A 12894-nucleotide genomic window follows, 5' to 3' on the forward strand; every position below is an offset into this window, starting at 1 on the left:
GGGCTTAATAGCGAGTTAAAAATATTATAAAATTTACTTTGCCTCCAGAAAGGTAAAGCCCCCTTTAGGGGGTTTGGGGGTTTAACGCTACCAATCTCTCCCCTTCCAAAACAGGTATTGCTTTACAAATATTCAATTGAAGGCAAAAAACAACATCTTCTTCAATATTTAGTTGTGCTAAACGATGGCTGTGCGAAGATTTATGAAGGTATTTCCTCAAATCATCCTTAGCAAGCACATATAAATCTTCGGCTGCAACACTAGAATCATCAAAATGCTCGAAGTTTTTACGCAACTTATTTACAACAGCACCTGCAAATAAAGTATCTTCTAAATTAAACTGATCTTTCCAGCCTGCACATAAAAGCAAAACATTTTTACCCTGACTGGCAAGATAATCACAAAGTGAATCTAAATTAAGAAAAGAACCAATTACAACTTGATAAGCTCTTTTACTAGCAAGATGTAAGGCCTTGGTTCCATTGGTTGTAGTTAAAACAATTGTTTTACCGCCAACTTTTTCTTTTGTATAGGAGAATGGCGAATTTCCAAAATCGTAACCTTCCACTACTTCACCATTACGTTCTGCTGCTAATAAATAACCTTTTTCTTTATACGCTAAACATTCTTCCACTAATGATACCGGAATGATGGCTTCTGCGCCATTCTCGATGCCGTAGGTGATAGATGAAGTTGCTCTTAAAATATCAATTACAACAACAATACTCTGCTCTATATCATATAAATCTATCAGTGCAGGCGTTAAACAAACTTCAATTTTTTTCGACACTATAAAAGAGGTAAAAGGCGGAAGGTTTAAGATATAAGGTATGGGCGCTTTAGTCCTAAACCTTATACCTTAAACCCTAAATCCTATTTATAAAATGGAAACTTAACTACTTTAGCTTTAATTGGCGTATTACGGATATTAATAAAAATTTCAGTGCCTTCTTTAGCGAAATCTTTTGCAACATAGCCCATGCCAATTGCTTTCTGTAAAGATGGTGCTTGTGTACCTGATGTTACCTTACCAATTATATTGCCTTCTGCATCAGCAATTTCATAATCATGACGAGGAATTCCCCTATCAATCATTTCAAAACCAACTAATTTTCTCTGAATTCCAGCTTCTTTCTGTGCTTGCAAAGCATCAGAATTTGTAAACGGTTTAGAGAATTTAGTAATCCAACCTAAGCCAGCTTCAATTGGAGAAGTGGTATCATCAATATCATTTCCATATAAACAGAAACCCATTTCTAAACGTAAAGTATCGCGGGCAGCTAAGCCAATCGGTTTAATATTATAATCTTTACCAGCTTCAAAAACTACATCCCAAATCTTATCAGCGTGTTCGTTATCAAAATAAATTTCAAATCCACCTGCACCAGTATAACCAGTTGCAGAAATTACAACATTTTCTATCCCTGCAAAAGTACCCTTAACAAAGGTATAATATTCCATAGAAGCTAAATCTACGTCAGTTAAGCTTTGTAAAGCATCAGCTGCTTTTGGTCCTTGTATGGCTAATAAAGAAGTTTTATCAGAAATATTGTGCATTTCTACACCTTTATCATTAAAACCTTGAATCCAGTTCCAATCTTTTTCAATGTTTGATGCATTAACCACCAACATATAGGTTTTTTCATCAATGCGATAAACCAAAAGATCATCTACAATACCGCCATCTTTGTTTGGCAAGCAAGAATATTGCACTTTACCATCGTAAAGTTTAGAAGCATCGTTACTGGTAACGCGTTGAATTAAATCTAAAGCATTTTCGCCTTTTAAAATAAACTCACCCATGTGGCTTACATCAAAAACACCAACGCCATTACGTACAGTTGCATGTTCTGCATTAATACCCTCGTAAGTTACGGGCATATTGTACCCTGCAAATGGAACCATTTTTGCGCCTAAAGCGATATGTTTTTCTGTTAAAGCTGTATTTTTCATGCCTAATATATAGTTGCGGCAAAACTACTAAGAAAAAGGCAATGTTTTGGGCAAATTTTCTAAGGATTTGGAAACTAAAGGAACATTTTCATAAGAACTATAGCCTCGACACAGGGAATAGTCCCCGAAGAAAAATCTGTAGATTTTCACTTCTGTTTATAAACAAATTTATATGCCAAACCAAAAATTACGTTATGATAAAGGAAACCTTTATATTCGTTTTTAATAAAAATGCATCGAAGCTAACCCCCTACTCATAAATGAAATCTCTCGAGAAAATACAAAGTTTACTTCCAATCGGATATCTCTTTTTAGTATTAATGGGAATATTAAAGGAAAGCATTTTGTATTATCAGCTTGGCATTAATATTTTAAAATATTCGACCATAATGGATATTTTAATTAGCCCAATTGCCGATTTAACTGCAAATCCCACCGTGTTGCTCCCTACCGTAATTTTATTTTTTCTACTCCCATTCCTTATAACTCGCTTTCTATCAGCAAAAAGCAATAAAAAATGGGTTCAAAAAATATCAGGTTTAAAAAAGGGCACCGAAGAGCTAACTGTAGAACAAGTTAAAAATCATTTCTCTAAATTGCTTGTCTTATTCATCACCATCGGTTTATTATCATTCTTTCTGGGGATAGGGATAGGTAAAGGTCAATCAATCTCAAAAAGAATAAAAACCAATAATTTGAAATTTAATGATAAATTAAATTTCAATACGGGAGAATCAGAAAATGTTTACATCATCGGTTTGAATAGTGCTTACTATTTTTACATAACAAAAGGTTCACAAATCATAAAAATTGCACCGGTAGGTACTATAAAAAATATAGAGTTAACAGATAATAGGATGCTAAAATGAAAACAAAAAAATATAGCGAAATGAGCAATAATGAATTGCTTAAAAGCAAAAAGTCAATAAAAACAATTACGGCTATGCTTGCAGGAATGTTGCTTTTCCTATTCGTAGTAAATATTTTTTTAGCCTTTAAAAAAGGTTTTAGTGGTTTAACTGTAATTCCCATTGCTTTACTCCCAATTGTAATTATTAACATCAATACGGTAAAAGAAATTAACAAGGAGTTAGATTCAAGAAATATATCCGAATAGGAAAACATTAACAATTATCAGTTAAAAGCATGAAACAAGAATGGCTTGAAAGGTGGGATGAAAGGTATAGCAGCGAAGATTTTGCTTACGGCGAACAACCCAATAATTATTTAAAAGAAAAACTGGAAAACCTTAAAACAGGTAAAATTCTTTTCGCTGCCGAAGGCGAAGGAAGAAATGCTGTTTTTGCAGCCAAATTAGGTTGGCAAGTTTCTGCTTTTGATATTAGCGAAGAAGGAAGAAATAAAGCCATTCTACTAGCCGAAAAAAACAATACCTCCATTGAGTATCAGGTTGGGGAGCTCCAAAACCTAAATTTCAAAACCGAGCAGTTTGACGTTATTGCATTAATTTATGCGCACTTTCCAGCCCCTATTAAATCTTCTATTCATAAAATGCTAGATAAATATTTAGGCAAAGATGGTATGATTATTTTTGAGGCTTTCAGCAAAAACCATCTTGATTACATAGCTAAAAATGAAAAAGTTGGTGGCCCAAAAGATATCGAATCTTTGTTCTCTATAGATGAAATAAAATCAGATTTCCCTAATTATGAGATTATAGAACTTGAAGAAAAGGAAATCGAATTAAGTGAAGGAAAGTTTCACAACGGAACAGCCTCTGTAATTAGATTTGTAGGTCGCAAAAAATAATTCCTATCAAATGACAACACCAATTATCTCAACAACACCCGATTCGGAAATTGTGACTTCGAGGGTTGTTAATGCTCCAATTAAAATTGCTTACGAGGCGTGGGCGAACCCTAATCATTTAAAAAATTGGTGGGGACCTGCGGGTTTTACTAATACTTTTAACGAGTTCGATTTTAGAGTTGGTGGCAAATGGAGTTTTATAATGCATGGTCCTGACAAGGGAAATTATCCAAATGAATGTGAGTTCATCAAAATTGAAGAACCAAAACTCATTGCGTGGAAACGCCATTCAAAACCCTTATTTCAAGTATTGGCAACCTTTGAAGAAGTAAACCCTGATAAAACCAAAGTAATTTTTAAAATGCTCTTCGAATCAGCAGAAGAATGTAATAAGCTAAAACCATTTGTAGTAGATAAAAACGAAGAAAATTTCGACAAATTAGAAGTAGAACTTACTAAAATGATTTCATGAAATGAACCCAAAAGTTGATTTTTATTTTAACAAAGCCGGAAAATGGCAGCGAGAAGTTGAAAAATTAAGGCTAATTATTTTGGATTGCGGACTTACCGAAGAGTTGAAGTGGGGATGTCCTTGTTATACTTTTCAAGGGAATAATGTTGTTTTAATTCATGATTTTAAAGACTATTGTGCTTTGCTTTTTCATAAAGGAGCGTTACTAAAAAATACGGATAACATCTTAATTCAACAAACAGAAAATGTACAAGCTGCACGTCAGGTTCGTTTTACCAATATTCGAGAAATAATCGATTTAGAGTCTATAATTAAATCTCTTATTTACGAAGCCATTGAAGTAGAAAAGTCAGGATTAAAAGTTGCTTTAAAGAAAACTTCAGAATTCTCTATGCCCGAAGAATTTAAGCAGAAATTAAATTCGATACCGCAATTAAAAGTAGCTTTTGAGGCGCTAACTCCAGGCCGCCAAAGAGCGTATCTTTTGCATTTTTCTTCTCCTAAACAATCGCAAACACGAGAATCGAGAATTGAAAAATGTATGCCACATATACTTAGCGGCAAAGGACTTAATGATTAAATGACATTATGAATAATAAAAAAGAATTATTACCAGAAAAACGTGCAGCGCTTCTCGAAATTTTAAGAGCAAGATTTAAGAAAAATAATAGTCGCCATAAAGATATCGAATGGACTAAAGTACAGGCAAAAATCGAAGCCAACACATCAAAATTATGGTCGCTAAATGAAATGGAAATTACTGGTGGTGAACCAGATATAATTGATTACGACAACAAAACCAACGAGTACATTTTTTATGATTGCTCTGCAGAAAGTCCAAAAGGCAGAAGAAGTTTATGCTATGACCGATCGGCCTTAGATGCAAGAAAAGAAAACAAGCCAGTAAATAATGTGCTAGATATGGCTTCAGAAATGGGTATCGAACTTTTAACCGAAGAACAATATCGCTACCTTCAAAAGCTTGGAAAATTTGACGAAAAAACATCAAGCTGGATAGCTACACCTGCTAATATACGTAAACTTGGCGGTGCTCTTTTTTGCGATTACAGATACGAAACTGTATTTATTTATCATAACGGTGCGCAATCCTATTATGCAGCAAGGGCTTTTAGAGGTTTGTTAAGGGTTTGATATGAAGAGGCAATTAATCTGCTTTAACATTGATTAATTCTTCGTAAATTTTTAGCATTTGCGAAGAAATTAAATGAATGCCATGTTCGTTTTCAACGGTTTTTCGGGCATTTTCTCCTATTTCTACCCAACGTTTTGGATTAATAATACATTGTAGTATCGAACGGTAAAATTCATCGGCAGAATCTGCAATTAAAATATCATGCCCATGCCTACAATTTATACCTTCAGCGGCAGTGGTTGTAGCAATAATGCATTTTTTCATTGCCATACCTTCAATAATTTTTACCCGCATTCCCGTTCCTGATATTAACGGAACAATCATAATTGCTTTTGAGTTCATAAACTCTACCGCATCAAAAACTTCTCCTTCAACTATTAAATTATCAGAATCATATTCGAAGAAATGTTTTTGCATATTTTTTCCTGCAATGTAAAAACGAAGGTCTTTATTCAGTTTTTCAATATCTGGCCAAATATCATCTAAAAACCACTCCAAGCCTTCCTGATTTGGTCGCCAATCCATAGCACCTAAATGAAAAAGAGTTGGAAAGCTAGTTTTTGATTTATCTACTTTATATTTTTCTAAATCGATAGCAACTGGAAAAACCGTCATTGGTATTTCGCAACCAAACATTAAAATGCTTTGCCTATCTGGTTCGCTAATCGCAAAAATTTGGTGAAAACGATTTATCTGTTCTGTTTCGTATGCCTTTAAACGCTGTGCCAGAAATGCCAGGTACTTTCTTCTAATCAGAAAGCTTTCTGAATGAGAAAGTCGCTCCCACATTGTAAATTCAATATTATGCGCTCTGTAAATTAGTTTTGCATTACTATTGGCTTTAACAACATCGAGATAAGGTACTACAAAAAGCCCTTCGAACTGAATAATATCAAAGTTGTTTTCCCGTAACACATTTTCCAGCTGCCTTGCAGCATCTTCATTGTAGTAACGCGAAACATTGTAAGATTCGTTGGTGAAAATATTAAAAAATGCTGACCATACGTTTACTTCTGTATCTAAATCATGGGTATGGTATTTTATTTTTTCGAAGACCGGATCAGAAATATCTTCCAAATCCAATCTTGCATTTGCAGGGTTCAAACTAAACAAAGTGATATCTGCACCAAGCTGTAGTAAACCTTTCATAGTATTATAAACTACAATTGGGTAACCACTATTTGGCGGGAAGGGAATCCGCTTAGTAATTAACAGAATTTTCACAATGTTGTGAAAATACGAAATTTAAGCGTTGTTTGAAAACAAATCGAGCTGAGGTACACTTACGTTAAATGTTTTCCGGTGAAATGGTGACAAACCTATTTCCAGAACCGCTCTACGATGTGCAATTGTTGGATAACCTTTGTTTTTTTGCCAGTTATATTCGGGAAATTCTGCGTGCAAATTAGTCATATATTCATCGCGATGCGTTTTAGCCAAAATAGAAGCTGCCGCAATATTTAAATACTTTCCATCACCTTTAACAATGCAACTATGTGGAATTTCAGGATAGGTTTTAAACCGATTTCCATCAATAACTAAATATTTTGGCTGTGTTTGTAGCTTTTCTATCGCTCTATGCATCGCTAAAAAAGAGGCGTTCAGAATATTTATTTTGTCTATTTCTTCATGGTCGCAAGATGCTACTGCCCAAGCTAGTGCTTCTTTTTCAATTATCGGGCGGAGTAAATCCCTTTGTGCATGTGTTAACTGTTTCGAGTCATTCAATCCTTTCAAAACAAATCCTTCAGGCAAAATTACAGCTGCGGCAAAAACTGGCCCTGCAAGGCAGCCTCTACCAGCTTCATCACAACCAGCTTCTAAAAATTCGTATTGAAAACAGTTTAATAGCATGGCTCAAATTTAAATATTAATGCTAAGATTTTGAAGATAGGCTTTGGATTGAGTAGATTAGTTTTAAACATTATTTTATGCCGTACGATATATCCCTTGCAAACAGAGTTGCAGAAAAGTTGATGCATCTTCCTGATGTAGAAGAAAAAGTAATGTTTGGCGGATTGGTTTTTATGGTTGACAACAAAATGTGCATTGGCGTAATGAAAAACAAAATCATGCTCAGGATTAATCCGGAAACCTTAACATCATTAGAAGATAAAGATGGGTGGGAGCAAATGGTAATGGCCAAAGATGTAATGAACGGTTATATTTTAGTTTCGGAAGATGTGCTTAACCGAAATGACGAATTAGATTTCTGGTTAAACTTAGCGTTGGAATTTAACCCATTTGCTAAAGCATCGAAACCTAAACGCTAATATTCTGACCCTTAACGTCAAATGCATCACGCAGGCCAATGGCTAATACGTTAAAGGCATAAACCGTAAACATAATAGCCAGACCTGGCAAAACTGCTAAGTATGCGGCATCCATTATAATATAGCCAAAATGTTCTTTAATCATTGTTCCCCAGCTTGGCATGGGTGGTTGAGCACCAAAGCCTAGAAAACTTAATCCAGTTTCTAGTAAAATTGCCGATGCAAAGTTTGCAGATGCTACTACCAAAATTGGTCCGGCAATGTTTGGCAAAATATGTTTCACAATTGTTCTGGAAGTACTAAAACCTAATGCTCTTGCTGCTTCTACAAATTCTACTTCTTTTAGTGCCATTACTTGTCCGCGAACTAATCTGGCTACATCAACCCAGGTTGATAAGCCAACAGCAATAAATATTTGCCAGAAACCTTTACCTAAAGCAAAAGATATTGCAATAACCAATAGTAAAGAAGGTAATGACCAAACTACATTCATAAACCAACTAATGGCCGCATCTACCTTTCCGCCAAAATATCCTGCAACAGCACCTAAAGTTACGCCAATAAATAAGGAAATTAATACAGCCATTAAACCTACAGAGAGCGAAACCCGAATACCTAAGATTAATCTGCTCAATAAATCGCGGCCATAAATATCGGTACCTAAAAGAAAGGTTTTGGAATAGATATTATATCGCTCGAGAAGTTGTTTTTCATTGCCGAGTTTAGATGGCAGCGAACATTGATTACATAAATCTTTGAGATTATAATTCGATTCTTCTGCACGCTCATCATCGCCAATGTATTCCCTAACAAATACTTTATCATTTGAAATGCGGTAAGATGTGATGGGTATACTTTTAAAATTTGGTTCCTGCCCATACAACATACGTTCGAAAAATCCAACTTCCTTCACCTTAGGGTTTTTACTAACGATAAGAAACTGAAAACTCCTTCCCGGCTTTTTGTTCGTCAACTGTAAATGCATGGTATTGGCATTTGGAGAATCATCAGGTGTAATTAAGTAACCTAAAACGCCAATCAACATCAAAAACAAAATAAAAATTAAGCCACTTAATGCAAGCTTATTTTTACGAAACTTTAACCAGACTTTTCTCGATGGGCTATTATCCATTATCTAACCATTCTGCCTTTCCAATTGTATTTTCCGCTGTTTCCGGCAATTCCGATGTAGATGATGTATAGAATATGTAAAACATTTAAAAGAGGGATTAAGACCATGAGCCTTCTGCGTTTTGCGAAGCCTGTTACATTCCATAAAAATAAGCTTTCTAAAATCATTTTAAACAAAATCTGATAAAATGTAATGATTAAAAAACCTGGAACAAACAACCCTACAATAAAGTTAGCTAAAATACTAACATTGAATATCCATACGAAAACGCCTAAAACAATTATAGCTTTATTTTTGTAACGTGTACTTTTGGAAGCCCAACGTTTTCTTTGTTGAATAAATGACCCTAGTGTTTCTTTAGCATGCGTGTAAACAATAGCATCTCTATTTTTTAGGAAACCAATTTTATCAGGATACTTTGCTGCTATTTTATGGAGCAACAATTCATCATCTCCTGAGGCCAAATCATCGATTCCCTGAAAGCCTCCAACCTCATAAAAAGTGTTTTTTTCGTAAGCTAAATTAGCTCCATTGCAAGTAGATGGTTTTTTATTCCCAATAGTTGATGCGCCTAAACCAATCAGATATAAAAATTCTAAAGATTGTAACCGCTCAAATAAATTCTTCTCCTGAAAATAAGCAACTGGCGAGGAAATCATTTTATAACCTTTATCCTCATAAAGATAAACAATGCTCGAAAGCCATTTTTCGCCCATTCTGCAATCAGCATCGGTTGTGATAATTAAATCACCAGAGCAGCTTCCAATGGCGGTTTGTATGGCTTTCTTTTTGTATGAATTTAGCGCCTTATCTTCATTAAGCTTAATCAGTTTTACATTTCTATCTGCATAACTTAAAACAATTTCAGCCGTTTTATCGGTAGAATGATCGTCGATAATAATAATTTCGGTTAAATTCCTTGGATATTCCTGCGCAAGTAAATCATCGATAGTTTTACCGATATTCATTTCCTCATCTCGTGCCGCAACAATAATGGAAACCTTTGTTTTTGGTTCAAGATTGCCAGGTTTAAAAAAAATTAATTTTTGCCAACCTATAATAAAGGTAATCACCAGGAAAGCATATACTAAGGTAAGCGCAGCAGATATAAGACTAATTAGATTTAGTATTTCCAAAAAAGTTGAGTTTAAAAACGAAATAAGTGCCTAAGATAGCAGGAATAATAATATTTATAAGCCAAATACTTGCAGTGCACGCAATAACTGCTACATCTTGCTTTGTTATATAACTGAAAAAGTACGATGCCGTTACACTTCTAATGCCAACATCAAACAAATCAAGCGAAGGCAAGGTTGATTGTACAAAAAACAAAATGCAAATCATCATCACTATATCAGCATAATGCAAACCTGGAATAAGCCAGATAAAAAGTATAAAATATTGTGAACTGAAAACCAAGTATCGAGCTAAGCAAAACATGAGAATCCTAAACAATTCTCCTTTTCTATACCTACCTAAAATGCTGTAAAACTTCTTGTATTTTCTGGTGATTTTAAATGATAATAAAATACCATTTAGCCACTGAATGTTAAAATAGAACACAATAAAGAAAAGGCAAAAAACAACAACCAAAATTTGGATGGCGAAAAATAAACGATAATCTAAGTCAATAAATCGATAAATAAAGGCACTCAACGCTATTGCACCAAAAATATTGGTTAAAACCAATTGCCCAATATTTCCAACAGCCATTGCAACAACGCCAACTATCCTTCTTTTAGGAGATAAAAAGAAAACCCTTCCACCATATTCTCCTAGGCGATTTGGCGTGAAAATGGCCAATGTTAGTCCACAGAAAACAGATTCTATTGCTCTGTAAAAACTAATATTTTCAATCTTGCTCATCAACCTCTTCCACTTTGCAGCTTCCAAAAACCAGTTCACAAACATCAAAAGAAAGACTAAACCAATTACCGTTATAATTTCTAAGTTGGAGATATTAGTTAAAAGCGCCTCAAAATTTTGCAGATTTTTATTGGCTACAACTTTATGATAGATAAACCAAAATGCGAATGCAATGATTGCAGCTTTAATTACAATTGATAATATTTTTTTACTCCTAGCCGTCAAGTTTATCTTTTTAGTTTGCAAATATGCTTAATATTGCTGTAATGTTGAGCGAAAAAAAGGAACGGATAATTTTGGGAATTGACCCAGGCACATCGGTGATGGGATATGGAATAATTTTAGAAAAAGGAAATAAAACCGAATTACTGAGCATGGGTGTAGTAAAAATGACGCATTTGGATGATCCCTTTTTAAAACTTCAACGCATTTTTGAAAAAACTGTCGTATTAATCGACCAATATAAACCCGATGTTTTAGCCATTGAAGCACCTTTTTATGGTAAAAACATTCAGGTATTGTTAAAATTAGGCAGAGCGCAAGGAACTGCAATTGCAGCTGCCTTATCGAGAAATATTGCGGTAACCGAATATTCGCCACGAAAGATTAAACAATCGATTACGGGCAGCGGAAATGCGAGTAAAGAGCAAGTTGCCGCAATGTTGCAACGCTTGTTAAATTTTAAGGAAACCCCCGAATTTTTGGATGCGACAGATGGTTTGGCTGTAGCTGTGTGTCATTCATTTCAAAAAATAACTACCGGCGGTAAATCTAAAACCTATTCGGGTTGGGAATCTTTTGTTACAGATAATAAAACAAAAGTTAAAGGATTAGCTGTTAAGGTGAAGAAGTAGTAATATGATTTCTATATAAATCGTCATTGCAAGGTACGAAGCAATCCCTCGTACCTTGCAATGACGAACTATTCTTGTGGTGGGTGTTTTCACCACAGCACTCAAACTCTTCTTGCTTTATAATATTTGAAAACAAAATAGGTTACTATTCCGATTACAAAAAGCATCCAGAGGTTTGATAAGGCTAAAATGATTTCCATAAATATAGTCCACCCATTTACAATATTTAGCCACAAACGATTTGCAAAAGCAGGGCGATAATCGGATAAATTATCATTAGCAACAACCATGGTTTTAACCGTATTATCTTGATAAAAGTTAAGTGTGATGGTGCTATATCTTACACGAGCATCTATCGCCATATTATCAATTTTCCTATCCACATAATCATCTTTTAGAGTTAAAGATGTTTCGATATTCACTGTTTTTTTTGATGGAATTTTAGCAATTTGATTAGAAGCTTCTACCCTATTTTGAGCTTTCATTTTATTAGCTAAATAGGCAATACTTTGGTCGTCCATTTTCATTGATGAACTATTTACAAATACAGCAATTTTAGCAATAGTATTGGTAAATTCATCTAATTTTTCTGAAGGCACTTTAGCAACCAAATAGCCTTCGGTACGGTAAGAAGTAATTTCCTTTAATGAATCGGCCGATAGCTTAACTTTATCGGTTTCCTGGATAGCACTTTCTATAGAAAATTCGACAATGGTACCACCCTGTGCTTTAATAGTTTTACTGAGTTGTTCTTTTGTATTTTGAACATCCTTTACGCGAAAACGCATATCGGCAGTTTTTATAATTTTCGAAGTAGCAGTATCTATTGCTTCTTTATTTAATTCGTTTACGCTGATTGCATCTGTACTCTCTGATTTTCTATCTGCATTCTGGCAGCCGAATAATCCTAAAATTATGGCTATAGCAATAATATTCCTTTTCATGATTTTGTGGTTCTAAAAAATTAATCATTTTTAATATTTGCTTCAAATGGCCATTAGAAGTTCAGCATATTTTTTTATTATAATGCTCTATTTCCCCTTTATACAAAAAACTGATTTAGGTAACCCATTTCGATTTCAGTTGGTAATTTTAAGTTGGTAGGTATATAAATAGCAGCCACAGATTTACAGACTAAATGCCATTTCTAGCGAACATGATTACAGATTGAAAGGTGGCCCAATCTGTAATTCTGTGGCTATTTTTTTATTGCATTATGCTTTTAGCACTCAAATAGTAAGGTTTACTGGGGTTAATTAAACATGATAGCACGAGCACGAAGCCTGATTTTTCATCGGGTGAGTAAAGCGAATGGCAGTGTGCACTTCCCAAAATTCAGACCATTTAAAAGTAGAATTCTAGACCGAGCGCAGCGAGGCTATTAGAAAAACTATTAATTTTAATTGGTAATATGAAAAGAA

The 12894-nt window shown here is 34.4% G+C and carries 16 protein-coding genes; 8 read left to right on the forward strand and 8 right to left on the reverse strand.

Features of this window, described 5'->3' with window-relative positions:
• Positions 1-64 precede the first annotated feature (64 nt).
• A complete protein-coding gene (locus tag ACFOUY_RS20605) occupies positions 65-790 on the reverse strand; it encodes a 2-phosphosulfolactate phosphatase (RefSeq protein ID WP_378963173.1) in 726 nt (241 codons plus the stop codon).
• 83 nt (positions 791-873) lie between these two features.
• A complete protein-coding gene (gcvT, locus tag ACFOUY_RS20610) occupies positions 874-1953 on the reverse strand; it encodes a glycine cleavage system aminomethyltransferase GcvT (protein WP_378963174.1) in 1080 nt (359 codons plus the stop codon).
• Between the two features lie 260 nt (positions 1954-2213).
• On the opposite strand from gcvT, the gene ACFOUY_RS20615 reads away from it, so the two are divergent.
• Genes ACFOUY_RS20615 through ACFOUY_RS20640 form a run of 6 tightly spaced genes read left to right on the forward strand, consistent with a single transcriptional unit; the run spans position 2214 to position 5347 of the window.
• Positions 2214-2822: a hypothetical protein gene (locus tag ACFOUY_RS20615; protein WP_378963175.1), complete on the forward strand. Its 609-nt coding sequence runs from the start codon at positions 2214-2216 to the stop codon at positions 2820-2822.
• A complete protein-coding gene (locus ACFOUY_RS20620; RefSeq protein ID WP_378963176.1) occupies positions 2819-3070 on the forward strand; it encodes a redox-active disulfide protein 2 in 252 nt (83 codons plus the stop codon). Before ACFOUY_RS20615 ends, ACFOUY_RS20620 begins: the two co-directional genes overlap by 4 nt.
• 29 nt (positions 3071-3099) lie before the next feature.
• On the forward strand, positions 3100-3723 hold the full coding sequence (locus ACFOUY_RS20625; protein WP_378963177.1) for a class I SAM-dependent methyltransferase: 624 nt from the start codon (positions 3100-3102) through the stop codon (positions 3721-3723).
• Between the two features lie 10 nt (positions 3724-3733).
• Entirely contained in the window at positions 3734-4195 is a 462-nt protein-coding gene (locus ACFOUY_RS20630; RefSeq protein WP_378963178.1) for an SRPBCC family protein, read from the forward strand.
• A 1-nt stretch (position 4196) separates the two neighbouring features.
• Positions 4197-4775 (forward strand): YdeI/OmpD-associated family protein, encoded by a 579-nt coding sequence (locus tag ACFOUY_RS20635; RefSeq protein ID WP_378963179.1) that lies wholly within the window; start codon positions 4197-4199, stop codon positions 4773-4775.
• Positions 4776-4780: 5 nt separating this feature from the next.
• A complete protein-coding gene (locus ACFOUY_RS20640) occupies positions 4781-5347 on the forward strand; it encodes a DUF4256 domain-containing protein (protein WP_378963189.1) in 567 nt (188 codons plus the stop codon).
• A 13-nt stretch (positions 5348-5360) separates the two neighbouring features.
• On the opposite strand, the gene ACFOUY_RS20645 is transcribed toward ACFOUY_RS20640, so the two are convergent.
• Positions 5361-6572 (reverse strand): glycosyltransferase, encoded by a 1212-nt coding sequence (locus ACFOUY_RS20645; protein WP_378963180.1) that lies wholly within the window; start codon positions 6570-6572, stop codon positions 5361-5363.
• Between the two features lie 21 nt (positions 6573-6593).
• The gene (locus ACFOUY_RS20650; protein ID WP_378963181.1) at positions 6594-7202 is read right to left on the reverse strand and encodes a ribonuclease HII; all 609 of its coding nucleotides are present in this window, start codon (positions 7200-7202) and stop codon (positions 6594-6596) included.
• Between the two features lie 77 nt (positions 7203-7279).
• Here ACFOUY_RS20650 and ACFOUY_RS20655 point away from each other — a divergent pair, with 77 nt between their 5' ends.
• Entirely contained in the window at positions 7280-7621 is a 342-nt protein-coding gene (locus ACFOUY_RS20655; protein ID WP_378963182.1) for a TfoX/Sxy family protein, read from the forward strand.
• Here ACFOUY_RS20655 and ACFOUY_RS20660 read toward each other — a convergent pair.
• Genes ACFOUY_RS20660 through ACFOUY_RS20670 form a run of 3 tightly spaced genes read right to left on the reverse strand, consistent with a single transcriptional unit; the run spans position 7611 to position 10844 of the window.
• Positions 7611-8753, reverse strand: coding sequence for an ABC transporter permease (locus ACFOUY_RS20660; protein ID WP_378963183.1), 1143 nt, complete (start codon positions 8751-8753; stop codon positions 7611-7613). The genes ACFOUY_RS20655 and ACFOUY_RS20660 overlap by 11 nt on opposite strands.
• Positions 8753-9889, reverse strand: a complete 1137-nt coding sequence (locus ACFOUY_RS20665) for a glycosyltransferase family 2 protein (protein ID WP_378963184.1) — start codon at positions 9887-9889, stop codon at positions 8753-8755. The genes ACFOUY_RS20660 and ACFOUY_RS20665 overlap by 1 nt, the downstream gene beginning before the upstream one ends.
• Complete coding sequence (locus tag ACFOUY_RS20670) at positions 9867-10844, reverse strand: hypothetical protein (RefSeq protein ID WP_378963185.1); 978 nt, start codon at positions 10842-10844, stop codon at positions 9867-9869. Before ACFOUY_RS20670 ends, ACFOUY_RS20665 begins: the two co-directional genes overlap by 23 nt.
• Before the next feature lie 41 nt (positions 10845-10885).
• Between ACFOUY_RS20670 and ruvC the strand changes: the two genes are divergently transcribed.
• The gene (ruvC, locus tag ACFOUY_RS20675; RefSeq protein ID WP_378963186.1) at positions 10886-11473 is read left to right on the forward strand and encodes a crossover junction endodeoxyribonuclease RuvC; all 588 of its coding nucleotides are present in this window, start codon (positions 10886-10888) and stop codon (positions 11471-11473) included.
• 101 nt (positions 11474-11574) lie between these two features.
• Here ruvC and ACFOUY_RS20680 read toward each other — a convergent pair whose 3' ends face one another.
• Positions 11575-12417 carry a DUF4349 domain-containing protein gene (locus ACFOUY_RS20680; RefSeq protein ID WP_378963187.1) on the reverse strand — a complete coding sequence of 281 codons (843 nt, stop codon included), beginning with the start codon at positions 12415-12417 and terminating at the stop codon, positions 11575-11577.
• Between the last annotated feature and the right edge of the window lie 477 nt (positions 12418-12894).

The organism is Pedobacter jamesrossensis, assembly GCF_042650905.1.
Classification (GTDB): Bacteria; Bacteroidota; Bacteroidia; order Sphingobacteriales; family Sphingobacteriaceae; genus Pedobacter; species Pedobacter jamesrossensis.

What these genes read in the sequence shown, in the direction of transcription:
- ACFOUY_RS20635 (WP_378963179.1), top strand. Translation starts at nt 4,197, where the DNA reads ATGAACCCAAAAGTTGATTTTTATTTTAACAAAGCCGGAAAATGGCAG.
- ACFOUY_RS20630 (WP_378963178.1), top strand. Translation starts at nt 3,734, where the DNA reads ATGACAACACCAATTATCTCAACAACACCCGATTCGGAAATTGTGACT.
- ACFOUY_RS20680 (WP_378963187.1), bottom strand. Translation starts at nt 12,417, where the DNA reads ATGAAAAGGAATATTATTGCTATAGCCATAATTTTAGGATTATTCGGC.
- ACFOUY_RS20620 (WP_378963176.1), top strand. Translation starts at nt 2,819, where the DNA reads ATGAAAACAAAAAAATATAGCGAAATGAGCAATAATGAATTGCTTAAA.
- gcvT (WP_378963174.1), bottom strand. Translation starts at nt 1,953, where the DNA reads ATGAAAAATACAGCTTTAACAGAAAAACATATCGCTTTAGGCGCAAAA.
- ACFOUY_RS20660 (WP_378963183.1), bottom strand. Translation starts at nt 8,753, where the DNA reads ATGGATAATAGCCCATCGAGAAAAGTCTGGTTAAAGTTTCGTAAAAAT.
- ACFOUY_RS20625 (WP_378963177.1), top strand. Translation starts at nt 3,100, where the DNA reads ATGAAACAAGAATGGCTTGAAAGGTGGGATGAAAGGTATAGCAGCGAA.
- ruvC (WP_378963186.1), top strand. Translation starts at nt 10,886, where the DNA reads ATGTTGAGCGAAAAAAAGGAACGGATAATTTTGGGAATTGACCCAGGC.
- ACFOUY_RS20655 (WP_378963182.1), top strand. Translation starts at nt 7,280, where the DNA reads ATGCCGTACGATATATCCCTTGCAAACAGAGTTGCAGAAAAGTTGATG.
- ACFOUY_RS20615 (WP_378963175.1), top strand. Translation starts at nt 2,214, where the DNA reads ATGAAATCTCTCGAGAAAATACAAAGTTTACTTCCAATCGGATATCTC.
- ACFOUY_RS20650 (WP_378963181.1), bottom strand. Translation starts at nt 7,202, where the DNA reads ATGCTATTAAACTGTTTTCAATACGAATTTTTAGAAGCTGGTTGTGAT.